This window comes from Agreia sp. (assembly GCF_964263775.1).
Taxonomy (GTDB): Bacteria; Actinomycetota; Actinomycetes; order Actinomycetales; family Microbacteriaceae; genus Agreia.
On record NZ_CAXVWM010000125.1, the window covers coordinates 1 to 25,810 of the forward strand.

The 25,810-nt window shown below is 66.4% G+C and carries 27 protein-coding genes; 12 read left to right on the top strand and 15 right to left on the bottom strand.

The window, feature by feature from the left end; translation table 11 throughout:
* Window positions 1-71 precede the first annotated feature (71 nt).
* The gene (locus ACE5CZ_RS09390; protein ID WP_374947066.1) at window positions 72-752 is read right to left on the bottom strand and encodes a hypothetical protein; all 681 of its coding nucleotides are present in this window, start codon (window positions 750-752) and stop codon (window positions 72-74) included.
* A gap of 46 nt (window positions 753-798) precedes the next feature.
* On the opposite strand from ACE5CZ_RS09390, the gene ACE5CZ_RS09395 reads away from it, so the two are divergent.
* Entirely contained in the window at window positions 799-2,277 is a 1,479-nt protein-coding gene (locus tag ACE5CZ_RS09395; protein ID WP_374947067.1) for an aminopeptidase P family protein, read from the top strand.
* Window positions 2,278-2,305: 28 nt separating this feature from the next.
* Here the strand turns inward: ACE5CZ_RS09395 and ACE5CZ_RS09400 are convergent, their stop codons facing one another.
* Complete coding sequence (locus ACE5CZ_RS09400; protein ID WP_374947068.1) at window positions 2,306-2,791, bottom strand: general stress protein; 486 nt, start codon at window positions 2,789-2,791, stop codon at window positions 2,306-2,308.
* Window positions 2,792-2,838: 47 nt separating this feature from the next.
* On the opposite strand from ACE5CZ_RS09400, the gene ACE5CZ_RS09405 reads away from it, so the two are divergent.
* The 5 genes from ACE5CZ_RS09405 (at window position 2,839) to ACE5CZ_RS09425 (ending at window position 7,117) form a co-directional block, all read left to right on the top strand.
* The gene (locus ACE5CZ_RS09405) at window positions 2,839-4,185 is read left to right on the top strand and encodes a magnesium transporter MgtE N-terminal domain-containing protein (RefSeq protein ID WP_374947069.1); all 1,347 of its coding nucleotides are present in this window, start codon (window positions 2,839-2,841) and stop codon (window positions 4,183-4,185) included.
* A complete protein-coding gene (locus ACE5CZ_RS09410; protein WP_374947070.1) occupies window positions 4,172-4,714 on the top strand; it encodes a DUF1003 domain-containing protein in 543 nt (180 codons plus the stop codon). The genes ACE5CZ_RS09405 and ACE5CZ_RS09410 overlap by 14 nt, the downstream gene beginning before the upstream one ends.
* Complete coding sequence (locus ACE5CZ_RS09415; protein ID WP_374947071.1) at window positions 4,707-5,885, top strand: P-loop NTPase; 1,179 nt, start codon at window positions 4,707-4,709, stop codon at window positions 5,883-5,885. The genes ACE5CZ_RS09410 and ACE5CZ_RS09415 overlap by 8 nt, the downstream gene beginning before the upstream one ends.
* Before the next feature lie 109 nt (window positions 5,886-5,994).
* Entirely contained in the window at window positions 5,995-6,270 is a 276-nt protein-coding gene (locus tag ACE5CZ_RS09420; protein ID WP_374947072.1) for a hypothetical protein, read from the top strand.
* Window positions 6,271-6,337: 67 nt separating this feature from the next.
* Window positions 6,338-7,117, top strand: a complete 780-nt coding sequence (locus ACE5CZ_RS09425) for a hypothetical protein (protein WP_374947073.1) — start codon at window positions 6,338-6,340, stop codon at window positions 7,115-7,117.
* A gap of 58 nt (window positions 7,118-7,175) precedes the next feature.
* Here ACE5CZ_RS09425 and ACE5CZ_RS09430 read toward each other — a convergent pair whose 3' ends face one another.
* Complete coding sequence (locus ACE5CZ_RS09430; RefSeq protein ID WP_374947074.1) at window positions 7,176-7,403, bottom strand: hypothetical protein; 228 nt, start codon at window positions 7,401-7,403, stop codon at window positions 7,176-7,178.
* Window positions 7,404-7,433: 30 nt separating this feature from the next.
* Window positions 7,434-7,847, bottom strand: a complete 414-nt coding sequence (locus ACE5CZ_RS09435; RefSeq protein WP_374947075.1) for a twin-arginine translocase TatA/TatE family subunit — start codon at window positions 7,845-7,847, stop codon at window positions 7,434-7,436.
* Between the two features lie 75 nt (window positions 7,848-7,922).
* On the opposite strand from ACE5CZ_RS09435, the gene ACE5CZ_RS09440 reads away from it, so the two are divergent.
* Window positions 7,923-8,555 carry an O-methyltransferase gene (locus tag ACE5CZ_RS09440; protein WP_374947076.1) on the top strand — a complete coding sequence of 211 codons (633 nt, stop codon included), beginning with the start codon at window positions 7,923-7,925 and terminating at the stop codon, window positions 8,553-8,555.
* 93 nt (window positions 8,556-8,648) lie between these two features.
* On the opposite strand, the gene ACE5CZ_RS09445 is transcribed toward ACE5CZ_RS09440, so the two are convergent.
* From ACE5CZ_RS09445 to dapE, 3 genes are all read right to left on the bottom strand, one after another.
* The gene (locus ACE5CZ_RS09445) at window positions 8,649-8,822 is read right to left on the bottom strand and encodes a DUF3117 domain-containing protein (protein WP_078714890.1); all 174 of its coding nucleotides are present in this window, start codon (window positions 8,820-8,822) and stop codon (window positions 8,649-8,651) included.
* Window positions 8,823-8,900: 78 nt separating this feature from the next.
* Window positions 8,901-10,112, bottom strand: a complete 1,212-nt coding sequence (locus tag ACE5CZ_RS09450; protein WP_374947077.1) for a mannosyltransferase family protein — start codon at window positions 10,110-10,112, stop codon at window positions 8,901-8,903.
* Entirely contained in the window at window positions 10,109-11,245 is a 1,137-nt protein-coding gene (gene dapE, locus ACE5CZ_RS09455) for a succinyl-diaminopimelate desuccinylase (RefSeq protein ID WP_374947078.1), read from the bottom strand. Before dapE ends, ACE5CZ_RS09450 begins: the two co-directional genes overlap by 4 nt.
* A gap of 77 nt (window positions 11,246-11,322) precedes the next feature.
* Between dapE and dapD the strand changes: the two genes are divergently transcribed.
* Window positions 11,323-12,303 carry a 2,3,4,5-tetrahydropyridine-2,6-dicarboxylate N-succinyltransferase gene (gene dapD / locus ACE5CZ_RS09460; RefSeq protein WP_374947079.1) on the top strand — a complete coding sequence of 327 codons (981 nt, stop codon included), beginning with the start codon at window positions 11,323-11,325 and terminating at the stop codon, window positions 12,301-12,303.
* A gap of 39 nt (window positions 12,304-12,342) precedes the next feature.
* Window positions 12,343-13,044, top strand: a complete 702-nt coding sequence (deoC, locus tag ACE5CZ_RS09465) for a deoxyribose-phosphate aldolase (RefSeq protein ID WP_374947080.1) — start codon at window positions 12,343-12,345, stop codon at window positions 13,042-13,044.
* A 3-nt stretch (window positions 13,045-13,047) separates the two neighbouring features.
* On the opposite strand, the gene ACE5CZ_RS09470 is transcribed toward deoC, so the two are convergent.
* The 4 genes from ACE5CZ_RS09470 to ACE5CZ_RS09485 form a co-directional block, all read right to left on the bottom strand.
* Window positions 13,048-14,376 carry a citrate synthase gene (locus ACE5CZ_RS09470; protein ID WP_374947081.1) on the bottom strand — a complete coding sequence of 443 codons (1,329 nt, stop codon included), beginning with the start codon at window positions 14,374-14,376 and terminating at the stop codon, window positions 13,048-13,050.
* 170 nt (window positions 14,377-14,546) lie between these two features.
* Window positions 14,547-15,647 (bottom strand): succinyldiaminopimelate transaminase, encoded by a 1,101-nt coding sequence (gene dapC, locus ACE5CZ_RS09475; RefSeq protein WP_374947082.1) that lies wholly within the window; start codon window positions 15,645-15,647, stop codon window positions 14,547-14,549.
* A 4-nt stretch (window positions 15,648-15,651) separates the two neighbouring features.
* Window positions 15,652-15,978, bottom strand: coding sequence for a ferredoxin (gene fdxA / locus ACE5CZ_RS09480; RefSeq protein WP_374947083.1), 327 nt, complete (start codon window positions 15,976-15,978; stop codon window positions 15,652-15,654).
* Between the two features lie 51 nt (window positions 15,979-16,029).
* Window positions 16,030-16,440: a hypothetical protein gene (locus ACE5CZ_RS09485; RefSeq protein ID WP_374947084.1), complete on the bottom strand. Its 411-nt coding sequence runs from the start codon at window positions 16,438-16,440 to the stop codon at window positions 16,030-16,032.
* Between the two features lie 179 nt (window positions 16,441-16,619).
* Between ACE5CZ_RS09485 and efeU the strand changes: the two genes are divergently transcribed.
* The 3 genes from efeU to efeB are packed head-to-tail and all read left to right on the top strand — an operon-like array spanning window position 16,620 to window position 19,992.
* Complete coding sequence (gene efeU / locus ACE5CZ_RS09490) at window positions 16,620-17,489, top strand: iron uptake transporter permease EfeU (RefSeq protein WP_374947085.1); 870 nt, start codon at window positions 16,620-16,622, stop codon at window positions 17,487-17,489.
* On the top strand, window positions 17,486-18,664 hold the full coding sequence (gene efeO / locus ACE5CZ_RS09495; protein ID WP_374947086.1) for an iron uptake system protein EfeO: 1,179 nt from the start codon (window positions 17,486-17,488) through the stop codon (window positions 18,662-18,664). Before efeU ends, efeO begins: the two co-directional genes overlap by 4 nt.
* 5 nt (window positions 18,665-18,669) lie before the next feature.
* Entirely contained in the window at window positions 18,670-19,992 is a 1,323-nt protein-coding gene (gene efeB / locus ACE5CZ_RS09500; protein WP_374947087.1) for an iron uptake transporter deferrochelatase/peroxidase subunit, read from the top strand.
* Between the two features lie 72 nt (window positions 19,993-20,064).
* Here efeB and typA read toward each other — a convergent pair whose 3' ends face one another.
* The 4 genes from typA to ACE5CZ_RS09520 form a co-directional block, all read right to left on the bottom strand.
* Entirely contained in the window at window positions 20,065-21,993 is a 1,929-nt protein-coding gene (gene typA, locus ACE5CZ_RS09505; protein WP_374947088.1) for a translational GTPase TypA, read from the bottom strand.
* A gap of 86 nt (window positions 21,994-22,079) precedes the next feature.
* The gene (locus tag ACE5CZ_RS09510; protein ID WP_374947089.1) at window positions 22,080-23,843 is read right to left on the bottom strand and encodes a dipeptide ABC transporter ATP-binding protein; all 1,764 of its coding nucleotides are present in this window, start codon (window positions 23,841-23,843) and stop codon (window positions 22,080-22,082) included.
* Window positions 23,840-24,799, bottom strand: a complete 960-nt coding sequence (locus ACE5CZ_RS09515; RefSeq protein WP_374947090.1) for an ABC transporter permease — start codon at window positions 24,797-24,799, stop codon at window positions 23,840-23,842. Before ACE5CZ_RS09515 ends, ACE5CZ_RS09510 begins: the two co-directional genes overlap by 4 nt.
* A complete protein-coding gene (locus tag ACE5CZ_RS09520; protein ID WP_374947091.1) occupies window positions 24,789-25,718 on the bottom strand; it encodes an ABC transporter permease in 930 nt (309 codons plus the stop codon). Before ACE5CZ_RS09520 ends, ACE5CZ_RS09515 begins: the two co-directional genes overlap by 11 nt.
* Between the last annotated feature and the right edge of the window lie 92 nt (window positions 25,719-25,810).

The following is a 25,810-nucleotide window of genomic DNA, read 5'->3' on the forward strand; positions in this document are numbered from 1 at the left end:
GTTTCAAAACACCACCCGGGTGGCCCCCCGCCCCCCCACCCCCGACCGCCCCGCGCGCCCCGCCGGGCGCGTCACCGGGGGGGGGGCGGCCCGGGCGCCCCCGCCGTGGTGTCGTCGGTGGCGGCGGGCTCGCGCGTCACGTAGTCGAAGCCCCGGTCATCGATCACGAGCGGCACCTCGGCAGTCACCTTTGGATAGTCCCAGGAATCGTCGAAGAGGAAGCCCTCCCTGAGGGTCTTGTCGAGGATCCGCACGGTGATCGGATCGCCCGCCGCGAACGTCGACTCCCAAACCTCCCACAGCAGCAGCACCGACTGTTCGACGCCCGGCTGCAAGACGGGATCCGTCGAGGACTCGCCGAGTCGGATGACCTGGTCGGCCTGCGGCTCGCCCTCCGCGCCCGAGAGCCCCGTGACCAGCACGTTGTCTTTCACCGTGCTCACGGGCGTGTTCGACACGTTGGTGACCAGGGCCCGAACGACGACGAAGCGATGACCCGGCTTCGGCTCGAGATAGGGATCGAAGCCGTCGGCGAGCCACGCATCCTCGACCGTCACGTCGAGCTGCTTTCCGCTTAACGCCTGGCCGGTCGCCGCTCGTGCCACGGGGGGTTCAGCGACGGTGTCCAACCCTCCAAAGCCCGCCACCGCGCCGACCACCACCACGACCGCCGAGGCCGCGTAGACGGCCGGCGAGACGCGTTCTGCCAGGGCGAGAACCCGCGACGACGTGCGATCGCGGAGCCCGGGCATGGCTCCAACTTAGTCGGCGCCCGAATCGAGGGCGCAGAATGGACGCATGGCCGACGCACAGAGAACCGAAGCTCGAAAGAACGACACCCCAGACGCCGCTGCCTCGTCAGGGTCGAGCAATAGAGGCACGACTCCGAAATCGACGACGTTCCGCGACTTCATCGCGAGCGGGTGGGCCGACCGCACCGACGTCGTTCCGCCGCCGCGCGCCGAGGCATCCTTCGCCGCCGCGCGCCGTGAGGCGATCTCCGCGCTCCACCCCGGCGAGACGCTCGTCATTCCGGCGGGCGATCGCAAGCAGCGCTCGAATGACACCGACTACCCGTTCCGGGCGCATTCCGCGTTCTCCTGGCTCACAGCCTGGGGCTCCGACAGCGAGCCCGGTGCAATGCTCGTGCTGGAGCCGCGCCCGGGCGGCGGCCACGATGCGACCCTCTTCTTCCGCGAACGCGCGGGCCGCGACTCCGACGAGTTCTACGCCAACTCCGAGATCGGCGAGTTCTGGATCGGTGCACGCCCCTCCCTCGCCCAGGTCGCCGGCGACTTAGGGCTCAAGACCCGCGGCATCGCCGAGTTCGAGACCGTGCGTACGGCGGCGGATGCGACGACGCGCGTCGTTCGCGAAGCCGCGGGCGACCTCCTGCCGGGCACCGACGACGAACTCGACGCGGGCCTCGCCCGAAATCTCTCGGAACTGCGCCTCGTGAAAGACGAATTCGAGATCGATCAGATGCGCCAGGCCGTCGACGCGACGGCGCGGGGATTCGAGGATGTCATCCGCGACCTTTCACGCATCTCGACCCACGAGCGCGGCGAGCGCCTCGTGGAGGGAGTCTTCAATACGCGCGCCCGCGCCGACGGCAACGCGGTCGGCTACGACACCATCGCCGCCTCAGGGCCCCACGCCTGCGTGCTGCACTGGACGAGAAACGACGGCCCGGTCGTGCCGGGCGACCTCATGCTGCTCGACGCCGGTGTCGAACTCGACACCCTGTACACCGCCGACATCACGCGCACCCTGCCGATCTCCGGAACGTTCTCCCCCGTTCAGCGAGACATCTACGAAGCCGTACGCGAGGCGGCCGATGCGGCCTTCGCGATCGTGCGCCCGGGCATCCGGTTTCGCGAGATTCACGCGACCGCCATGGCCGTCATCGCCCGCCGCACCTCGGAATGGGGCCTTCTGCCGGTCACTGCGGACGAGGCGTTGGAGACCGACAACCAGCAGCATCGTCGGTACATGGTGCACGGCACGAGCCATCACCTCGGCATCGACGTGCACGATTGCGCACAGGCTCGCCGAGAGATGTACCTCGACGGCATCGTGGAGGAGGGAATGGTCTTCACCATCGAGCCCGGACTCTACTTCCAGCCCGACGACCTCACCGTTCCGGAATCATTCCGCGGCATCGGCGTTCGCATCGAGGACGACATTCTCGTGACGGCCGACGGGGCCGAGAACCTGTCGGCGGGCATCCCCCGCACCGCCGACGATGTCGAGGCGTGGATCGCGTCGCTCTCGTAGCAGCCGGTGCACACCGGCAGGGGCGCTCTCAGCGCTCGAGTACGTTGCGAGCCTTGTTGGCGACGTCGGGGCTCACCACGAGCGAATAGCTCGTGGCTATCACCTGCATGGTCGACGTGAAATCGCGCCGACGCCGCGAGATCGAATAGGTCACGACCCGAAACAGCAGTCCGAAGCCGGCACCGATGAGGCTGGCCGCGGCGATGAACGGAAGCGACGTCGCGGTGGGCGAGAGAATGACCAGGAAGAAGCCGAAGAACAGTCCGAGCCACAGCCCGCTGAGCGCCCCGGAGATCGCGGCGCGGGCGTAGCTCTGCTTGCCGATCACCCGTTCGACGCTCTTGAGGTCATTGCCGACGATCGACACCTGGGCGACGGGAAAGTCGGCGTGCGCCAGGCTGTCGACAGCCGCCTGGGCCTCGCCGTACGACTCGTAGCTGGCGACGATCTCGCCGCGAGGAATCGAGGCGGAAACGTTGGGGGCTCGACCGCCGAAGGGCTTCTGGTTGCTCACCCTTCCATCCTCCCATGGCGCCGCCGACGAAGGTCTAAGTTAGAGAGGTGAGTGCCACCAGAGTCTTCGTCGCCAGATTGGCCGGGTGCACCGTCTTCGACCCCGCCGGCGACCGCCTCGGCAAGGTTCGCGACGTGCTTGTGGTCTACCGCAGAACCGAGTCGCCCCGCGTGGTCGGGCTCATCGTCGAGATTCCCGGCAAGCGCCGCGTCTTTCTGTCGATCGGTCGCGTCACCTCGATCGGCAGCGGTCAGATCATCACGACCGGGCTCATCAACGTGCGCCGGTTCGAGCAACGCGGCGGCGAAGTGCGCGTGATCGCCGAGATGCTGGGCCGCAAGCTCGACTTCAACGACGGCAGCGGCGAAGCGACCGTCGAAGACGTGGCGATCGAGGAAGTGGGTCCCGGCGAATGGCAGGTCGCCCAGCTCTTCGTGCGGCGCCCCAAGGTCGGCGCATCCCCGTTCGCCAAAGGTGCGACGTCGTTCGCGCTCTGGCGCGAGGTGGTCGAGCAGACCAAGGGCGGAGAGGCGCAGTCGGCCGAGCAGTTGATCGCGACCTACTCCGACCTGAAGCCCGCAGACCTCGCATCGACGCTCATGGACCTGCCCCAGGCGCGCATGCTCGAGGTGGCGGAAGAGCTGCCCGACGCGCGCCTCGCAGACGTGCTCGAAGAGATGCCCGAGAGTGAACAGGTCGAGATCCTCGGGCAGCTCGACGACGACCGCGCCGCCGACGTTCTCGACCAGATGCAGCCCGACGACGCGGCCGACTTGATCGCCCAGCTATCCGGCGAACGCGGTGAGGCCCTTCTGAGCCTGATGCAGCCCGAAGAGGCCGACGATGTGCGGATGCTGCTGTCGTACGAGCCCGACACCGCCGGTGGTCTGATGACCACGGAGCCCATCATCGTGTCGGCCGACGCCACTGTGGCCGAGGGGCTCGCACTGATCCGCCGTCAAGAGATGGCGCCCGCTCTGGGCGCCGCGATCTGCGTCACGCTGCCCCCGTACGAGCCGCCGACCGGCCGGTTCCTCGGCATGGTGCACTTTCAGCGCATGCTCCGCTATCCCCCGCACGAGCGCCTGGGCACGCTTCTCGATCCAAGCCTCGACCCGGTCACCGCCGACACCTCAGCGGCCGAAGTCTCCCGTATTCTCGCCAGCTACAACCTCGTGTCCGTTCCGGTCGTCGATGACAACCACCGACTCGTCGGGGTGGTGACCATTGACGATGTTCTCGATTACCTTCTGCCCGATGACTGGCGAAGTCACGACGGCGACGAGAAACGCACCCCGACGCGTTTTCCCGAACGCCTCGGAACAGTTCCCGTTCCCACGAAGAGACCCGTACGCATAGGCGCACGAAGGAGGGCCGGCAATGGCACGCACTAACCGTTCGGACACCCGCCTCGACGCGCCGAAAGGCCTGCGCAGCAACGTCATCCCCCGGCGCAACCGGCAGAGCCGCGACCGCTTCGGCCGAGGAACAGAGGCCATCGCCCGAGGCATGGGAACACCGTGGTTCCTCGTCATCCTCACGCTCTTCGTGGTCGCTTGGATGTTCTACAACACCACGGCGCCCGAAGGCCTGCGCTTCGACGACGCAGCGATCGGATTCACCGCGCTGACCCTGATCCTGTCGTTGCAGGCCTCGTATGCCGCTCCCCTGATTCTGTTGGCGCAGAACCGGCAGGACGACCGCGACCGTGTGCAGATCGAGCAGGATCGACAGCGAGCCGAGCGCAACCTCGCCGATACCGAGTATCTGGCCCGCGAGGTCGTCGCCCTGCGGCTCGCTATGAAAGACCTCGCGAGCAAGGACTTCATCCGCACCGAGCTGCGAGCGTTCCTCGACGAGCTCGACCGCGACGCCGGGTCAGACGTCGAGGGTCGCCGCCCCGCCGGAACAACCGGTGCCTGACGTGACCGGTGCTCAGCAGCTCGACCTCGCCGTTCGGCAGGCCCTGTCGCGCGTCATCGACCCGGAGATCCGCAAACCGATCACCGACCTCGATATGGTCGGGCTGATCTCGGTCGACCAGGCCGGGCGCGCGTTGGTCGGGCTCAAGCTGACGATCGTCGGATGCCCGGCCGCCGACACGATCCAACGCGACGTGGTGGCGGCGGCATCCGGGGTGCCGGGTGTCACGGCGGTCGACATCGATCTGTCGATCATGAATTCCGATGAACGCACGGCACTCATCGACAAGCTCCGGGGTTCGGCGCCGCGCCGCTCTGTTCAGTTCGGCCCCGACTCATTGACTCGCGTGTACGCCGTGACCAGCGGCAAGGGCGGCGTCGGAAAATCGACCTTGACCGCGAATCTCGCGGTCGCCCTCGCCGCCCGGGGACTGCGCGTCGGCATCGTCGACGCCGACGTCTACGGCTTCTCGATTCCGGCCATCCTCGGCCTCGTCGACGACGACGGGCTGGCCGTGAAACCCACCCGGGTCGGCGATATGATCCTTCCTCCGGTCGGTCGCGACGTGAAGGTGATCTCGATCGGCATGTTCATCGACGCCGCGCCCGGCTCTGGTTCCGCGGGCGGCGCGGTGGCGTGGCGCGGCCCGATGCTGCACCGAACCATCCAGCAGTTTCTCACCGACGTGTTCTTCGGCGACCTCGATGTGCTGCTTCTCGACCTTCCGCCCGGCACCGGTGACATCGCGATCTCCATCGGCCAGCTGCTTCCGAATGCGGAGGTCATCGTGGTGACGACTCCGCAGCCCGCCGCGGCCGATGTCGCCGAACGATCCGGTATCGTCGCCCGGCAGACCGGGCAGCGGATCTTCGGTGTCATCGAGAACATGGGCCCTCTGGTACAGGCGGACGGTTCTCTGCTCGACCTCTTCGGCTCGGGGGGAGGCGAAGAGGTGGCGAGGCGCCTCTCGCACGGGCAGGATGCGCCGGTTCCGTTGCTCGCCTCGGTGCCGCTGAGCCTCGAGCTGCGTCGGGGCGGCGATGCGGGCGAACCCCTCGTGCTCGCAGACCCCTCCGACCCTGCAAGCGTTGCGATCAGGTCGGTCGCCGATGTGATCGCGACGCGCGGCAGACAGCTGGCGGGCCGTCGTCTCGGCGTCTTTCCGCGCTGAATCCGTCCTCTCCTCACCACTGAACCTGTATCGCAATTACTCCACAGCACCCCGCGCGGGGTCGACCGAAATGCGTTCCGGGGTCGGTCGCTGCACCTAGCCTGACCGCATGATCGACGTCGCGTATCCCGTTCCCTTTGCCATCGAGAGGCGCACCGCGCCGCACACGCTGGTGCTCACCAACAGCAGTTCCGAGCGGCTGACGGCCCTGTCGTTCAGCCTCCTGGGCACAGGCACCCTGCGCACCACGGCTCCGCTGATGCTCGATCCTGGCCGCCAAGTCAGACTCGTCGTCTCGGGCCAGGAGCTGCCCCGTCGTGGAATCCTCGTCGTGCGCTGGTTCCGACCCGACGACTCCGAATACCTCTGGCGCATCACGTTCTGACGGGTTCGGTGCCGGTGTTCGCACCGGCGTGCCAGTATGGGTCGCATCGATGGCGGAAGGTGCCGGTATGAACGACGACGTTCCTGCGGTGGATGCGCAGCGCCGCGAGCTCCAACGCCGCGTGTTCTCGGCCGCGAGCGACGCGACCGATGCGCGCGTGGCCGCACGACAACTGCAGCAGCTCGACGAGCGCCGTCAGCAGTCGGCCGCAGAAAGCGCCCGTCGCGCGGCCACGGCGCTCGAACCGCATCCGCAACCATCGGCATCCGCGACGGGGCCGCAGGGCGAGGGCGAGGCCCGCTCGCTCGACGCCCCCGTCGTCACGGCCGTCATCGCCTCGGTCGCAGACCTGGCGCCGACGCCGTTCACATTCGCTCGCTTCGCTGCGGCGGTTCTTCTGGCCTTGGCCGTCGGGCTCGCCGCGGGCGTATCCGCCGCTTCGAGACCCGTCGCAGTGCTGCAGACGGCGCCACCCGCTGTCGTGGTCGACACCAGCGGCGCGCTCGCGCTGTTCGAGCGACCGCAGATCGACGCCGATATCCCTGTTCAGTCGCTTCCGGCGACCGTCATCAGAGAATCGATCCGCGCGATGGGCGACCCGTTCTTCGAGCTCTACATCGGGCGCAATGCCGCCAACATGGTCTGCCTCTTCGCCGTGCAACCCGCAGACTCGTTCTCCATGTCCTGCGTCACGATCGACGAGTTCCCGTCGACCGGCATCCGGCTGGAATGGTCGGGTGAGATGTCGAGCATCTCGGCCGACGGCACGACGCGCGTCGTACCGTCGACGATGAAAGCCATCTGGAGACCCGACGGCACGCTCGACCTGGGCGGGGGGCCGCGTTGACGACCCGGTCGAACAGGTCGGCGGCTCCGAGACGCAGCGCCTCAGAGACGAGAGCTGATCAGAGCATGGCGATCTGCGGCATCCAGCCGAATATCAGGTCGGCCAGAACCGGGATGACGACACAGAGAAGCGCGGTCACCGCGACGCATCCCACGAGCACGAGGGCCGCGAGCGTCCAGAGCGACGATGTCCAGTCGGCCGACACCGTGTCATCGGTGACGACGAAGCCGTCGGCGCCGGAGAACAGGGAGGTGACCGTGTCAGTGCCGTCGACGTCGCTTGTCATGAGACCAATCTAACGTGCAGACATCGACAATCAGGTGGACTCCGCGTCGTACGGCGTGGCAGCGGCGGCGGGTGCCTCTGCCGGGACGGCGTCTGTCACCTCTGCCCCCGCGGTGGTCGTCTTCGAGGGCGTGGCGCGCTCCGGCTTCGACACGGGCTTGACTACAGGGGTGGCCGCGGCGGGGCCATCGTCGAGCAGGGCCTCGCGGATAATGCGCCGCGGATCGTACTGGCGGGGATCGAGTTTCTTCCAGTCGACCTCGTCGAACTCCGGGCCCATCTCCTCTTTCATGCGCACCTTGGCGCCGTTGGCGTAGTCGCGCAGGGTTCGAACGAGGCGGCCGAGCTTGGCCGCGTAGCTCGGAAGCCTGTCGGGGCCGAGCAGGAAGACGGCGATCACTCCCACGAGCAGCAGCTTCTCGAACGACAACCCGTTGAACACCATCCCAGACTACCTCCGCCGCGTGGCTCGCAGCTGATAGCGCCGTGAAGTACCTATGCTTGGCCGAGGGAGAGTGACGTGTCAGGTAAAGAAATGAACTGGAAGTACTCCGAGGACGTCGTCCTGGAGCCGGCCGGGCTCGCGCAGGCTCGCGCGCACTCGCTCGAACTGGGCATCGACCCGGTCTCGCCCGCCATCGGAGCCCAGCTCGGCGTGCTCGCCGCGGCATCCGGAGCCCTGTCGATCATCGAGGTCGGAACGGGCGCGGGTGTGTCAGGCCTCTGGATGCTCCGAGGCGCGCCCGACGCCGCGATCACGTCGATCGACACCGAGGTCGAGTACCAGCAGGCCGCACGCGCCGCGTTCCTCGCGGAAGGCATCCCCGCGAATCGGTTCCGCCTCATCGCCGGCCGAGCTGTCGACGTGCTACCTCGCATGAACGAGAACTCCTACGACCTCGTGCTCATCGACGCCGACACCGAATCTGTGATCGAGTACGTCGAGCACGGGCTCCGACTGGTGCGAAAGGGTGGAACGGTCGCGGTTCCCCACGCCCTGTGGCGCGATCGGGTGGCCGATCCAGCGCAGCGTGACGATACGGCAACCGACTTCCGCACACTCATCGCCGAGCTGTCGAAGTCGAGCGCGGTGCTCGTCGCACTGTCTCCTGCGGGCGACGGACTGCTGCAGATAACAAAAGTCGGCGACTGATCGTCACGGGATGCGGGTGCGATACCCGCTCTCCCGTCAGACCAGCCGCCGAGCTTTGATTTCGTGGTGCGCCTCGAAAGTGCGCGGCCAGGATCAGGCGGGAGTGACAACCCCCGCGAGAGCATCGTGCAACTCTTTCGCCTCGGCATCGTTCACCGAAACCACGAGGCGACCGCCTCCCTCGAGTGGCACTCGCACGATAATGAGGCGTCCTTCTTTGACAGCCTCCATTGGTCCGTCTCCGGTCCTGGGCTTCATGGCGGCCATGCGGCTCCCTTTCGTCGTGAACTTCTATTATCCGCTATTTCCCGACACTTCTGCCGCACCCCTACCGAGGCAGCGTGCTCACGGCGGTGTCCAGTCGGCTCCGTCGACGCCCCAGCAGAGCAGTAGCCATCCGATCTGGGCGGCGAGAAAGACGACAACCATCGACACCCGATAGACCGGTGACTTCGGCTGGGCGACCGCGCCCAGCAGCGGAAACATCGGCATCAGCAGGCGGAACGTGCTGGACTGCGGAAAGAAGACGGCCACAAGGTAGACGCCGTAGCTCACCACCCAGAGTCGCAGGTCGGCGCCGAGTCGCCGCACCGGCGCGAGAAACAGACTGAGGGCGAACGCCACCATAAGCAGCACGACGACCGCTCCCCCGGCAGCGATTCCGGATTGCGAGTCGAGCCACCAGTTCGCGGCCTGAAACCACGGCGCGAACGGAACGAGGTGCTGGTAGCCGATGTAGGCCGACCGCCAGGCCAGCTCCGTGTCGGTGTACGCCGTCAGGTCGCCCGTGGCCAGCGCGGCTACCGCGGGCCACAGCAGTCCCATCGCCGCACTGAACAGGGCGATCAGGCTCACGACTATCCGCTCTCGCCACGGGAACGGCTCGGCGCGCCGCATGACGAGCCTCACGATCATATGCAGGCCGAGAAAGAGCGTGAAGGCGAGCCCGGACGGCCTCGTGAGAGCCATGACGGCGATCACGGGAACCAGCCAGCCGTATCGCCGCTCGACGACGAGATACAGGGCCAGAACGAGCAGGAACGTGTAGAGCGACTCGGCATACGACAGCTGGAACAGCGCCGACACGGGCGCGATGCAGAACAGCACCACCGAGAACATGGCGGTCTGCGAATCGCCGAGCACACGCGCCATGAGCCTGAAGAAGACGAGAGCGGCGCCGAATCCTGCGATGACCGAGACCGCCACCGACACGATGGGCCACGGGAGCGTCGTCACGATCATGAGGCCCCGAACCAGGAACGGATACACGGGCATGAACGCCCAGGCGTTCTCGCCGATGTGGCCGTCGGCCGTCAGTGGCAGCTGATCCGGGTATCCCGTGACGGCGACAATGAAGTACCAGTGCCCGTCCCAGATGGTCGCGAAATCGGCATAGGCCGGATGCGCGCCCGTCCACGGGTTGGGTCCCTGAACGGCCGCGATCGCCAGGATGATGACGGTGCTGATGACGCGGGCGGCTCCATAGACGAGCGCCACGCGCCCCCACCAGGGCAACACCCGGTAGCGCACGAGAGCGGCGCGCCTCCGCGTGATCATTCGGTCGGGCCGACGGTTCCGGTCAGCCACCGACGCAGACCGTCTTCGCAGTCGGTGATCTGGCTGAGGAGTACGCGCTCATCATCTGCGTGCGCCTTCAGCGGGTCGCCCGGGCCGTAGTTCACCGCGGGAACGCCGAGCGCCGAGAACCGCGCGACGTCGGTCCAGCCGTACTTGGGCCGCGGTTCTCCGCCGACGGCCTCGATGAATTCCTGGGCGACGGGTGCGTCGAGCCCGGGACGCGCTCCCTCGGCCACGTCGACGATGGTCACGGAGAAGCCCGCGAAGAGTTCGCGGATGTGGGCCTGGGCCTCGTCGCCGGAGCGGGACGGCGCGAACCTGTAGTTGACCTCGACCACGGCCGCATCCGGAATCACGTTGCCGGCGACCCCGCCGCCGATGCCCACGGCGTTCAGGCCCTCGCGGTAGACCAGGCCCTCGACCTCGACCTGACGGGGCTCGTATGCGGCCAGGGTGGCGAGGATGGGAGCGAGCGAATGGATCGCGTTGTCGCCCACCCAGCTGCGCGCAGAATGGGCGCGAAGGCCGTGTGTGCGGATCTCGGCCCGCAGTGTTCCGTTGCAGCCGCCCTCGATCAGCGAATTGGTCGGTTCGCCGAGGATGGCGAAGTCCCCGGCGAAGAGCTCCGGGGCGTGCCGGGCGAGGCGGCCGAGGCCGTTGAGCTCGCTCGACACCTCTTCGTTGTCGTACCACATCCAGGTGATGTCGACGACGGGCTCGGTGAGCTCGGCGGCGAGCTTGAGCTGCACTGCGACGCCGCCCTTCATGTCGACCGTTCCCCGGCCCCACAGATAGTCGCCCGCGGCGCCCGCCGGTGAGCCTTCCTCGAGCGTCTCGTATCGCGTCGGAACATTCTCGTTGATCGGCACCGTGTCGATGTGACCCGCGATCACGACGCGCGACGACCGGCCCAGCCGTGTGCGGGCGACGACCGTGTCGCCGTCTCGATGCAGCTCGAGATGGTCGCATCCCACCAGGCTCGCAACGATCGCGTCGGCTATCGCGTTCTCGTCGCCCGAGACCGATCGCATGTCGCACAACTGCTTCGTCAACTCGATCGAACTCGCGCCGAGATCGAGGGTCGCACGCGGAGCGGGGGCAGAATCCGTCATGCTTCCCAGCCTAGATGCCCATGTCTACCGCGGCTGGCGACGGCGGCCGGCGGCGGCGGACTCGATAGGCTCACTGCATGAGTTCTGAGACACCAGCCAGCCCTCCAGCCCCCGAATTCGCCTGGGCGTCGGGTCTCGTGACCACCTCCGGCGCCGGCGTCGTACTCGACGCGTGGTACCCGGGCCCCGCGCTGGGGAGGCTGCCCGACGGCGCCGACACGCATTTCGCCCCGGCCGAACTCGAAGCCCAGGCCCTGCCCGACGCCCGGCGAAACGTGACCGTCGATGTCGTGACGATCGAGATCGCTCTGCGCGAGCCTCCGGCCTCGACCCCGGATGCCTACCTGCGGCTCCACCTGTTGTCGCACCTTCTCGTGCGGCCCAACACGATCAACCTCGATGGCATCTTCGGGCACCTGCCTATCGTGGTCTGGACGAACGCGGGCCCGGTTCATCCCGACGACTTCGATCGTCTGCGCCCGACGCTGCAGCGCCAGGGCATCGCCAGCACCGGCATCGACAAGTTTCCCCGCCTGCTCGATTACGTGAGCCCCTCGGGCGTGCGTATTGCCGACGCCTCTCGGGTGCGCCTCGGGGCCCATCTCGCCCCGGGCACCACTGTGATGCACGAGGGGTTCGTGAATTTCAACGCGGGCACGCTCGGCACCTCCATGATCGAGGGTCGCGTCTCGCAGGGGGTCGTCGTCGGTGACGGATCGGACATCGGCGGCGGCGCATCCATCATGGGCACCCTGTCGGGCGGGGGAACCCAGCGCGTGTCGATCGGGACACGCGCCCTCCTCGGCGCGAACTCCGGAATCGGCATCTCGATCGGCGATGACTCGGTGGTCGAGGCGGGTCTCTACGTGACCGCCGGCACCAAGGTCGTGCTCGTCGACTCCGCGCCCACCGCGGATGGGGTGCGTCGCACGGCCAAGGCGGTCGAGCTCTCCGGGGTTCCCAACCTGCTGTTCCGTCGCAACTCGCTCACCGGCTCGGTCGAGGTGCTGCCCCGCACCGGGGCGGGCATCCAGCTCAACGCCGTGTTGCATGCCTGATCCCCACCCGTTCACACGAATTCTCAAAGGACTTCACGAATGACCTCTCTCGATCCCGAACCGATCAGCACGTCCGAGCTGGCGAACTACTTCGACCACACGCTGTTGAAGCCCGAGGCCACGGCCGGCGATGTCTCCGCTCTGGTCGCCGAGGCCTCCGAGCTCGGGGCGTACTCCGTGTGCGTGTCACCGTCGATGCTGCCGCTCGAGATTCCCGAGGCATCGTCGCTCAAGATCGCCGTCGTCTGCGGCTTCCCGTCGGGCAAGCATCACTCCGCGATCAAGGCGGCGGAGGCGCGCCTGTCGATCGAGCAGGGCGCCGACGAGGTCGACATGGTCATCGACGTGGGCGCCGCCCGCGCGGGAGCCTTCGATCGCGTGCAGGCAGACATCGCCGCGGTGCGCGCAGAGGTTGCCGCGCCGCGTGTTCTCAAGGTCATCATCGAATCGGCCGCGCTCGACGACTCTCAGATCGTCGCCGTGTGCCAGGCGGCCGAGGCCGCGGGTGCCGACTTCGTCAAGACCTCCACGGGCTTCCACCCGGCGGGCGGCGCGACGGTCCACGCCGTTCGCCTGATGAACGAGACCGTGGGAGGACGGCTCGGCGTCAAGGCATCCGGTGGCATCCGCAGCTACGACGACGCCCTCGCGATGATCGCGGCGGGTGCGACACGGCTCGGCGTGTCGAGTTCGCGCCAGGTTCTCTCGGGAGCCCCCGCCACGGGTGACGGCGGCTACTGAGTTCTAGCGCTGCGTCGGCAGATCGCGCGCCGGGTGGCCTAAGTAGAGCTGCTGCGGGCGACCGATCTTGGTCTGCGGGTCGGAGGTCATCTCGCGCCAGTGCGCGATCCATCCGGGAAGCCGACCGATGGCGAAGAGCACCGTGAACATGCGGGTGGGGAAGCCCATCGCCTTGTAGATGACTCCGGTGTAGAAGTCGACGTTCGGGTACAGGCGACGCTCTTTGAAGTAATCGTCTGCCAGGGCGATCTGTTCGAGTTCCTTCGCGATCTCGAGCAGGTCGTCGTGAACTCCGAGCGCCTCGAGAACTTCGTCTGCGCTCTCTTTGACGAGCTTGGCGCGTGGGTCGTAGTTCTTGTAGACGCGGTGCCCGAAGCCCATGAGCTTGACTCCGGCCTCTTTGTTCTTGACGCGCTCCACGTACTTCGCGACGCCCTCGCCCGAAGCCTGGATGTCGCCGAGCATGCTGAGCACGGCCTCGTTGGCGCCGCCGTGCAGCGGACCGAATAGGGCGTTGATGCCGGCCGAGATCGACGCGAACATGTTGGCCTGGGTCGAACCGACGAGCCGCACGGTCGACGTCGACGCATTCTGCTCGTGGTCGGCGTGCAGAATGAGCAGGCGTTCGAGCGCGCTCGAGACGACGGGATTCACCTCGTAGGGCTCGGCCATCGTGCCGAAGTTGAGGCGAAGAAAGTTGTCGACGAAGCTCAGGCTGTTGTCGGGGTAGAGGAACGCTTGGCCGATGCTCTTCTTGTGTGCGTACGCGGCCATCACGGGCATCTTGGCCAGCAGGCGCATCGTCGAGATCTCGACATGCTCGGGGTTGGTCGGATCGAGCGAGTCCTGATAGTACGTCGACAGGGCGGATACGCCGCTCGAGAGCACAGACATGGGGTGTGCCTGGTGAGGCAGTCCGTCGAAGAAGCGTTTGAGGTCTTCGTGCAACAGCGTGTGGCGGCGGATGCGCCCGTCGAAGTCGTCGAGCTCGCTCTCGGTGGGGATCTCGCCATAGATGAGAAGCCAGGCGACCTCGAGAAAGCCGAGCCCCTTCGCCACCTGCTCGATCGGATACCCGCGATAGAGCAGAGTGCCCTGGTCTCCGTCGATGTAGGTGATGTTCGACTTGGTGGCCGCCGTGTTGACGAAGCCGTAGTCGAGGGTCGTCATGCCGGTCTGCTTGGTGAACGTCGACAGATCGATCGAGGACGCCCCGTCGACGCTTGGCAGGATCGGGAACTCGGCTGTGCCCCCGGGAAAAGACAGTGTCGCCTTCTGGGGTTCTCGTGCTTCGGGTTCTGATGCTGCTGCGTGCTGCCCGACGTCGGTCACGGCGCCTCCTGACGAGTGTTCCTGCCTGATGGTAAGTGGCGGGACGCTAGACGCAGGATGTGTGACCCCGGACCGCGCTGACCCTCCTACAGCCTAGGGTGAAATGAGGGCAACGATGACATCCACACGCAATCGCCGGTTGTCGTTGGAGGATGCCGACAACGGCGGACTCAGAAGAGTCGCGCGGCGGCAGAGGCGATGCGTTCGTCTGTGGCGGTGAGCGACAGCCTCACGTGCTGCGGAGAAGAATCGCCGTAGAACGAACCAGGGCCCGCGAGGATGCCCAGCTCGGCCAATTCTGCGATGGTCTGCCAGGCGTCGACGCCCTTCGTGCCCCACAGATAGAGTCCCGCCTCGCTGCGGTCGATGCGCAGGCCGAAGTTCTCCAGCGCCGGCCGCAAGCGGGTGCGTCGCGCTCGGTAGCGCTCTTTCTGGGCCGCGACGTGCGCGTCGTCGGCGAGGGCCACGACCATCGCCGCCTGCACGGGAGCGGGCGGCATCATGCCCGCGTGCTTGCGAACGGTGAGGAGACGCTCGATCAAAAGCCGGTCGCCCGCAACGAACGCGGCCCGGTACCCCGCCAGGTTGGACTGCTTGCTGAGCGAGTACACGGCGAGGAGGCCCGTGCGGTCTCCCCCGGTGACCCGCACATCGAGCACGCTCGGCACGGCCTCGTTCTGCCACTGCCCGTCCCAGCCGAGTTCGGCGTAGCATTCGTCGCTCGCGACGACCGCGCCGAGCTCGCGTGCACGCGCGACCGCCCGAGCCAGGCCGGCGACATCCAGCACCGCCCCGTCGGGGTTGCCGGGCGAATTCAGCCAGACGAGGCGCGTGTTCTCGGGCCACTCGGCCGGGTCGTCGGATGCGACGGCGCTGGCCCCCGCGATAGTGGCGCCGACGGCATACGTCGGATAGGCGGCGCGGGGATGCACCACGACGTCGCCGTCGCCGAGGCCGAGCATCAGGGGCAGCCAGGCGACGAGTTCTTTGGAGCCGATGGTGGGCAGCACCTCGTCATCGCGCACGTCGGGCACGCTGCGCCGACGAGCGAACCAATCGGAGACGGCTGCCCGCAGCGCGGGCGTTCCGGCCGTCTGGGGATAGGAATGGGCGTCGGTCGCGGATGCGAGCGCGTCGCGCACCATCTCCGGCGTCAGGTCGACGGGCGATCCGATCGAGAGGTCGACGATGCCGTCTGGATGCCTTCGCGCGGTCTCCGCGTAGGGCCGCATGGCGTCCCACGGGTAGTCGGGAAGCGCTCGAAGGGCCACGTGATTACTCGCCGTGCGACTGCGCGGGCAGGGCCGAGATGACGGGGTGATCCTTGGCGATCACGCCGACCTTGGCCGCGCCTCCTGGGGAGCCGATGTCGTCGAAGAACTCGACGTTCGCCTTGTAGTAGTCGGCCCACTCTTCGGGAAGATCGTCTTCGTAGTAGATGGCCTCGACGGGGCAGACCGGTTCGCACGCGCCGCAGTCGACGCATTCGTCGGGGTGGATGTAGAGCGAGCGTTCACCCTCGTAGATGCAGTCGACCGGACATTCGTCGATACAGGCCCGGTCTTTGACGTCGACACAGGGCAGGGCGATGACGTAGGTCACAGTGCGTTCGTTCCCTTCACGCCGCACAGAAGATGGTGCGGCTAGACAAGTCTAATTCTTTGCGAAGCGGGGCCACGCGAGCACGAGGAGCGCGATGACCGTCGGGGCGAAGGTCCAGATGACGCCGAGCGCGTTGTTCGGCACGAGTACCGATCCGCCTGCGCTGGGCTGCGAGAGGAGAAATACCGCGACGACGATGCCGAAGGCAGCAAGGATGGCGGCGGTGCGGGTGCTGAGAACCAGCCGCAGGCCCACGAGAAGAAGCGTGATGGCCGGAAGCGCGACGATCAGCCCGACGGGGAGGCTGAACCCCGGCAGCGGCGTCCACGTGGACTGGCTCACGGCCGTGCCCAGAACCCCGAAGAGGGCACCGAGCGCGAGTCCCACGATCCACGAGACGATTTTCGAGGACGGTGCCTCCGGCGGTGTCCCTCGGCGCGGCCCGGTCGTCTGTTCGATCACCCGTCCAGACTATCCGCGCCCGGCTGAGAGCTCGGCGTTCCTCAGACTGGACACGGCGGCAGCTCTGGGTTACAGTCGAATTCGGTAAGGCAAGCCTTACCGAACATCTCGAGTCGACCAGCGTGGGCCGCCTCTCTTTTTCGGCGCCGCCCTGCGCCCCCTCACCGAAGGTCATTTCCGTGCTCGCGAACTTTCTCATCGGCTTGCGTGAGGGACTCGAGGCGGCGCTGGTCGTCGGCATCCTCATCGCCTACGTCGTGAAGATCAGGCGATCCGATGTGCTGAAGCGCATCTGGCTCGGCGTCGGGCTTGCCGTGCTCGTGTCGCTGTCGCTCGGCGCGATCCTCACGTTCGGAACCTACGGCCTGTCGTTCGAGGCGCAGGAGGCCATCGGCGGCTCCCTGTCGATCGTGGCCACGATCTTCGTGACGTGGATGGTCTTCTGGATGCTGCGCACCTCGAAGAACCTCAAGCGCCACCTGCAGCACGACGTCGACGCGCACCTCGACGGGGCCGGATGGGGCCTCGTTCTCGTCGCATTCCTCGCCGTCGGCCGCGAGGGCATAGAGACGGCCCTGTTCATCTGGGCGGCCGTGCAGGCCACGGGCTCGACCACGCTGCCACTCGTCGGGGCAGCCCTCGGCATCGTCGTCGCCGTGCTGCTCGGCTGGCTCATCAATCGCGGACTGGTGCGAATCGATCTGTCGAAGTTCTTCGCCTGGTCGGGTGCCGTTCTCATCGTCGTGGCGGGAGGCGTGCTCTCCTATGGCGTGCACGACCTCCAGGAGGCCGGAATCCTGCCAGGCCTGCACGCCCTGGCCTTCGACGTCTCGGCCGCTGTTCCGCCCGACAGCTGGTATGGAACCCTGCTCAAGGGCACCGTGAACTTCTCGCCCGCGACGACATGGCTCGAGGCCGCAGCGTGGACCCTCTACGTCGTGCCGACGATGTTCGTTTTTCTGCGCGCGGTCTCTCGCAAAACGCCGGCGGCCCAGTCCTTCTCCTCCGACAGCAGCGCAGCCCGACCAACCCCGCAAGGAGCCCGGTGAAAGCCACAGCAGTTCTCACGACGATCGGCGCCGCAGCGACCCTGCTGGCACTCACCGGATGCGTTCCCAACGCGACCCCGTCTGATGCGGCCGCCATCGCGGTCGATTCCAGCGCCGACGCCTGCACGGTCAGCGCGAACACGGCGACCAGCGGAACACTCCGCTTCGAGGTGACGAACTCGGGCGACCAGGTCACCGAGTTCTACCTGCTCGCCGAAGACGGCCTCCGAATAGTCGGCGAGGTCGAGAACGTCGGCCCCGGAATCTCTCGTGACCTCGTCGTGCAGGCCCAGCCGGGCGACTATTTCACCGTCTGCAAGCCGGGCATGATCGGCGACGGCATCGGAAATGCCGCGTTCGTCGTATCCGGAGACACGGTGGAGCTCGCCGGCGACGAGCAGGAGCAGGTCGACGCGGCCGCCACCAACTACGTGGCCTACATCAAAGACCAGGTCGCCCAGCTCGTCACCAAAACAGACACGTTCCTCGCGGCCTACGTGGCCGGCGATGACGAGACCGCTCGCGCCAGCTACGCCACCACGCGTGCGAACTACGAGCGCATCGAGCCCGTTGCCGAGTCGTTCGGAGACCTCGACCCCGAGATCGACTTCCGCGAGGCGGATGTCGCACCCGAAGACGAGTGGACCGGCTGGCACCGCATCGAAAAAGATCTCTTTCCGCCGACGGCGGCCGAGAACGGCGGCATCGAGTACGTCGCCCTCACCTCCGAGGAGCGCGGCTACTATGCCGACAAGCTCGCCGCCAACACGAACGAGCTCTACGACGCCGTTCATGCGAGCGACTACACCGTGACCATCGACGCCATCTCGAACGGCGCCATCGGCCTGCTCGAGGAGGTCGCGAGCGGCAAGATCACCGGCGAGGAGGAGATCTGGTCGCATACAGACCTCTGGGACTTCCAGGCCAACCTCGAAGGCGCACGCGTCGCCTATGAGGGCGTGCGCGACATCGTCGAGGCCAAAGACCCGCAACTCGTAGAGACGCTCGACACCCGGTTCGGCGAGCTCGAAGCACAGCTCGCCGCATACGGAAGCCTCGATGCCGGCTTCGTGTACTACGACCAGCTCACCCCGGCCCAGGTGAAAGAGCTCGCCGATGGCGTCAACTCGCTGAGCGAGCCGCTCAGCGAACTCACCACGACGCTCGTCGCCTAGGCGCCATGACAGACGATCCACTGGCGAACGATTCGATCACGAACGATCCCGCCCCGACCACCCCGCAGAAGCTCTCGCGCCGAGGACTTCTGGGCCTGGCCGGGGCCGGCGTCGTCGGCTTAGGAGTGGGCGTCGCCGGCGACCGCGGAGTTCTTGCCGCGACGGCCTCGGCCGGCGGATCGACCCCTGGCGGCACGAGCTACCCGTTCTACGCAGAACACCAGTCGGGAATCGTCACTCCGGCGCAGGATCGCCTCCACTTCGCCGCTTTCGACATGTCGTCGACGGCGACCAGGGCCGACCTCATCGAGCTTCTACAAGACTGGAGCACGGCCGCGGCCCAGCTGTGCCAGGGCAAGCCCGTCGGCGAGTTCGGCGCTGTCGACGGCCCGTACGATGCTCCGCCGCAAGACACGGGTGAGGCGCTCGATCTGCCCACCGGAGGGCTCACCATCACCATCGGCTTCGGTCCGACACTCTTCGTCGACTCCTCGGGCGTCGATCGCTTCGGGATCGCCTCGAAACAGCCTGCCGAGTTGCGCGAACTGCCGCACTTTCCGGCCGACGACCTTGATGCCCAGTCGACGGGCGGCGACCTCTGCATCCAGGCGTGCTCCGACGATCCGCAGATCGCCGTGCACGCCATTCGAAATCTCTCCCGCATCGCGTTCGGCCGGGCGAGCCTGCGCTGGTCGCAGCTCGGATTCGGTCGCACCTCGTCGACGAGCACCTCGCAGGTCACTCCACGAAACCTGTTCGGCTTCAAAGACGGCACGGCCAATATCAAGGCCGAAGAGCCCGGCAAGGTGTCGAAGTCGGTCTGGGTGCAGTCAGCCGACGCACCGGCCTGGCTGGCCGGAGGTTCCTACTTGGTGGCCCGTCGCATCCGCATGACCATCGAGACGTGGGACAGGACGGCGCTCAGCGAGCAGGAGAACATCGTCGGCCGCACGAAGGGCGTCGGCGCGCCCCTGTCGGGCGGCACAGAGTTCACGGCTCCAGACTTCACCGTGCTCGGTCGGGGCGACAAGCCGCTCATCGATCGGGATGCGCATGTGCGCCTCGCGCATCCCGATTCGAATGCGGGTTCCGAGATCTTGCGCCGCGGCTACAACTTCGTGGATGGCAACGACAGCCTCGGCCGGCTCGACGCCGGCCTGTTCTTCATCAGCTACCAGCGGTCGCCCGCGCAGTTCATCGCGATTCAAATGAACCTGGCCAAGAACGATCTGCTGAACGAGTACATCAGGCACGTCGGTTCGGGCCTGTTCGCCGTTCCGCCCGGCGCCAGGCAGGGGTCGTATGTGGGGGCCGGGCTCTTCGCCTGACATCCTGAGCGGTTAACGAACTCGTTCTCTGAGCCTGTCGAAGAAACAGACCCAGGGAACGATCGTGTGCAACTAGTTCTTGCCCTGGTTGGCGCGCTTGAGGTTCGCGGTAGAGCGGGCCCGGGCGTTGGCATCGAGCTCGACCTTGCGAATGCGCACGAACTCGGGCGTCACCTCGACGCACTCGTCTTCGCGGGCGAATTCGAGGCTCTCTTCCAGCGTGAGCTGGCGTGACGGGGTCATGCGCTCGAACGTGTCCGAGGTGGACTGGCGCATGTTCGTGAGCTGCTTCTCTTTGGTGATGTTCACGTCCATGTCGTCGGCGCGCGAGTTCTCGCCGATCACCATGCCCTCATAGACCTCCTGCGTCGGTTCCACGAAGAAGCTCATGCGCTCCTGCAGGTTGACGATCGAGAAGGGAGTGACCACTCCGGAGCGGTCGGCGACGATCGAGCCGTTGTTGCGGGTGACGATCGGGCCGGCCCAGGGACCGTAGCCGTGCGAGATCGCGTTCGCGATTCCGGTGCCCCGGGTCGTGGTGAGGAACTCTGTGCGAAAACCGATGAGGCCGCGCGACGGAACGATGAACTCCATGCGCACCCAGCCGGTGCCGTGGTTGGACATGCCGTCCATGAGGCCTTTGCGCGCGGCGAGCAGCTGCGTGATGGCTCCGAGGTACTCCTCCGGTGCGTCGACTGTGAGGTGCTCCAGCGGCTCGTGGGTCTTGCCGTCGACCTGCTTCGTGACCACCTGGGGCTTGCCCACGGTGAGCTCGTAGCCTTCGCGGCGCATCTGCTCGACGAGGATGGCGAGGGCGAGTTCTCCCCGGCCCTGCACCTCCCACGCGGCGGGGTTTCCGATGTCGACGATCTTGAGCGAGACGTTTCCGACGAGCTCGCGATCGAGGCGGTCTTTGACCATGCGGGCGGTGAGCTTGTGGCCCTTGACCTTGCCGACGAGCGGCGAGGTGTTGGTGCCGATGGTCATGGAGATGGCGGGATCGTCGACCGTGATGGTCGGAAGCGGCCGAACATCGTCGGGGTCGGCGAGGGTCTCGCCGATGGTGATCTCCTCGATACCGGCGACGGCCACGATGTCGCCGGGGCCGGCGCTGTCGACCGGGTAGCGGGTGAGCGCCTTCGTCATGAGCAGCTCGGTGAGCTTGACGTTCTGCACGGAACCGTCGTGGCGAACCCAGGCGACCTGCTGGCCCTTTCTGATGTTGCCGTTGAAGATGCGCAGAAGCGCGAGGCGGCCGAGGAATGGCGACGCGTCGAGGTTGGTGACGTGGGCCTGCAGCGGGTGCTCGTCGTCGTACTTGGGTGCGGGCACGTGGGTGAGGATGGCCTCGAACAACGGCTCCAGGTCGGCGTTGTCGGGCAGCTCGCCGTTGGCGGGCTTGTTGGTGCTTGCGGCACCGTTGCGGCCCGACGCGTAGACGACGGGCACGTCGAGGATGGCGTCGAGGTCGAGGTCGGGAACGTCGTCGGCCATGTCGCTGGCAAGACCCAGCAGCAGGTCTTGGCTCTCGGCGACGACCTCGTCGATGCGTGCGTCAGGACGGTCGGTCTTGTTGACGAGCAGGATGACGGGGAGCTTGGCCTCGAGAGCCTTGCGCAGAACGAAGCGGGTCTGCGGCAACGGGCCCTCGCTCGCGTCGACGAGCAGTACGACGCCGTCGACCATCGACAGGCCGCGCTCGACCTCGCCACCGAAGTCGGCGTGGCCCGGGGTGTCGATCACGTTGATGACGATCGGGCCGCCCGCGCCATGCTCGGCCGCGTGAACACCGTTGTACGTGACAGCGGTGTTCTTCGCGAGGATCGTGATGCCCTTCTCGCGCTCGAGGTCGTTCGAGTCCATCATGCGATCGTCGCCCTCGAAGTGGGCGTCGAACGAGTTGGTCTGCTTGAGCATGGCGTCGACCAAGGTCGTCTTGCCGTGGTCGACGTGAGCGACGATTGCGACGTTGCGCAGGTCGGCGCGGGTGGCTTCAGCCATGGAGAAAGTCCTTGAGGATCGGGATGAACCCGAAACTGGACGGGCTCTTTTTAGCGTGGGATATCGGGCGACAACGCCCTGAACGGCTAGACGCCCAGGGGTATGTTCGCCCCGGGAATGGCATCAAGCAACTCTTTAGTATATTCCTCACGCGGGTTTCCGAACACCTCGTCTGTTGTCGCGGCCTCGACGATGCGCCCCGACTTCATCACACTCACGTTGTCGGCGATGACTCGAACCACCGCGAGGTCATGCGTGATGAAGAGGTAGGTGAGCCCCAGCTCGCCCTGCTGGTCGGTGAGCATTTGCAGGATCTGTGCCTGCACGAGCACGTCGAGCGCCGACACGGCCTCGTCGAGAATCACGATCTCGGGCTTCAGCGCGAGCGCCCGGGCGATCGCGACGCGCTGGCGCTGACCACCCGACAACTCGTTGGGATACCGGGTGACGAGCGCCTTCGGCAGTGCGACCTGGTCGAGAAGCTCGTCGACTCGTGCTCGCCGGCTCTTCTTGTCTCCCACCTTGAACACGCTGAGCGGCTCCGCGATCGTGTTGCCGATGTTGCGGAGCGGGTCGAGCGACCCGTACGGGTCTTGAAAGACCGGCTGCATCGTGCGGCGAAGCTCCAGCAGGCTCCTGCCCTTGAGCGGCGCGGTGTCGACGCCGCCGATGCGGATCTCGCCGCTTGTCGCATCCTCGAGTCGCAGCAGCAGCTTGGCGACGGTCGACTTGCCCGACCCGGACTCCCCCACCAGCGCCATCGTCGTGCCCTTTGCGATCTCGAAGTCGACGCCGTCGACGGCCTTCAGCGTGGCCGCTGCGCCCTTGCCTCCACGGATCTTGTAGGTCTTCGAGAGCTGCTTCACCGCGATCGCGACGGGTGCGGTGGCCGCTGCGGCATGGGCCTCGACCCGTGATTCCGCCGCCGCGATCAGGTCGACTCCCTCGGTCACACGGGTGGCCTGGTATCCGAGGTCGTCGAGTGGCTTCGACGCCGATTGGATGCGCCGGGAGGCCAGGCTGGGCGCCGCGGCGACGAGTCGCTGGGTATACGGATGAACCGGGTTCTGGAGAATCTCGCGCGACGGACCGGACTCCACGATCTTGCCCTTGTACATCACCACGAGCTGCTCGGCGCGCTCGGCGGCGAGACCGAGGTCGTGCGTGATGAAGAGCAGGGCGGTGCCGCTCTCGCGAGTCAGCTTCTCGAGGTGATCGAGGATGCGTCGCTGCACCGTCACGTCGAGAGCCGATGTCGGCTCGTCGGCTATCAGGAGCTTCGGATCGGAGCTGAGCCCCATTCCGATGAGCACGCGCTGGCGCATTCCGCCCGAGAACTGGTGCGGAAACTGCTTGAGCCGCTTGTCCGCATCGGACAGGCCTGCCTCGGTGAGCACCTGAATGGCACGCTTCTTGATCTCCTGCTTGCCCGTGGCGATTCCGTTCGCGCGAATCGCCTCCTCGACCTGAAATCCCACGCTCCAGACAGGGTTGAGGTTCGACATCGGGTCTTGGGGAACGAAACCGATCTTCCGCCCCCGGATGTCCTCCATCTGCTTCTCGTCGAACGCGGCGATGTTACGGCCCTCGAAGAGCACCTCGCCACCCGTGATGCGGCCAGAACCGGGAAGAAGATTGATGATGGAGTGCGCCGTGGTGGACTTGCCCGAGCCGGACTCGCCGACGATGGCGAGGGTCTTGCCCGGCATCAACGTGATGTTGACGCCGTCGACGGCGGTCACCTCGCCCCGCTGGGTGCGGAAGCCCACCCGCAGATTCCTGATCTCGAGCAGCGGGGTCTCGGCGGCGTTTCGGTCGTCGGGTAGACGGGATGCGTCGGTGGCGGTCATCGGAGCGCCCTCGCTTTCGGGTCGAGTGCGTCTCTCACGACTTCGCCCATCAGGATGAGGCTGAAGACCGTGATGGACAGGGCGAGCGACGGCCAGATCAGGGTCTGCGGGTGCACCCTGATGTCGCGCTGGGCCTGATTGATGTCGTTTCCCCACGACATGATGCTGCCTCCGAGACCGACCCCGAGGAACGACAGTGTCGCCTCCGCGACGATGGCGGCGGCGAGCGAGATTGTGGTAATCGCGATCACCGGGGCGATCGAATTGGGAAGGACGTGGCGCAGCAGGATCTTGATCTTGGAGACGCCCAGAGCCTCGGAGGCCGTGATGTAGTCAGACTGCTTGACCCGCAGGATCTCGGCACGAAGAACGCGCGCCGTGGAAGGCCAGGCGAAGAGACCGATCGCCAGCGAGATCGTCCAGATGCTGCGGTAGTGGGAGAGCACCGACATAATGACGACCGCGGCGAGGATGTACGGGATCGAGAAGAAGATGTCACCGATGCGAGAGAGCGTGGCGTCGATCCATCCACCGTAGAACCCAGCGAAGGCCCCGAAGAGCAGGCCCAGGACGGTCGTCAGCAGAATGACGATGAAGCCCACGGAGACGGAGGTGGAGGTTCCGAAGATGATGCGCGAGTAGACGTCACAGCCCTGCTTCGTGAAGCCCAGCGGATGCCCTGCGGTCGGGTTGCCGTTGCTCGACGACAGCTGGCACTGCTCGGTGAAGGGGTTTGTGGTCGCGAACAGCGACGGAACGAGGGCGACGACGATGATCAGAAGAATGAGAACGCCGGAGATCCAGAAGATCGGACGTCGCCGAGCGTCGCGCCAGGCGTCGATCCAGAGATTCGATGGCTTCTCGTCGACCTTGACGGCGTCGATGGCGACGAGGGGTGTCTCCTCCAGCGGCGCGACGAAGTGCCCGGAGCGGGGCGGGGGCGTGTTATTTGACAAGACGGATCCTTGGATCGAGCAGACCGTAGAGGAGGTCGACGACGAGGTTGACGACGAGGTAGAGCAGAACCATCACGGTGACGAAAGAGACCACGGTTGGACCCTCTCCCCGGATGATGGCCTGGTAGAGAGTGTTTCCCACACCGGGCACGTTGAAGATTCCCTCGGTCACCGTGGCTCCGACAAGAAGCACTCCGAAGTCGGTGGCCAGGTAGGTGACCACGGGAATCAGGGAGTTGCGGAGGATGTGCACGGGCACGACGCGCTTGCGGCTCAGGCCCTTGCTGTATGCGGTGCGTACGAAGTCGAGCCCGCTCGTCTCGATCACCGATGATCGAGTGAGGCGCACGATCTGCGCGAAGCTGACGCTCGCCAGCACGATCGCGGGCAGGATCAGGTCTTGCAGCGGAGCCCCCGAACCGACGGTGGTTCGGGCCCAACCGAGTTGCACTCCGAAGACGTACTGGCCCACGTAGGCGATCACGAAGATCGGCAGCGAGATGAGGATCAGGCTGACCACGAGGGCGCTCGAATCGAAGAGCTTGCCCTTGCGGAGGCCGGATACCAGTCCGACGGCGATGCCGGCGACCGACTGGAACACCAGGGCGAGCACGGCGAGGCGGATCGTCACGGGAAACGTGCGCGCGAGGATCTGCGTCACTGGCTCGCCGGAGAAGGAGATTCCGAAGTCGCCGTGAAAGATGCCGCCGATGTAGATGAAGTACTGCACGATGAACGGCTGGTCGAGGTGGTACTGCTGACGCAGCTGCTCGATGACCGCCGGATTCGGGGTCTTGTCGCCGAAGAGCGCCACGATGGGGTCGCCCGGCATGGCGAAGACCATGAAGTAGATGAGGAAGGTCGTTCCGAAGAAGACGGGAATCGCCTGGAGTACGCGTCTGAAGATATATCCGGCCATGGTCTGGTCACATCACCGGTTCGGGCATAATGCACATTCGAGTCGAGACACCTAACTGTTACGTTGCCGCACGCACTGCCCTACAGATTACG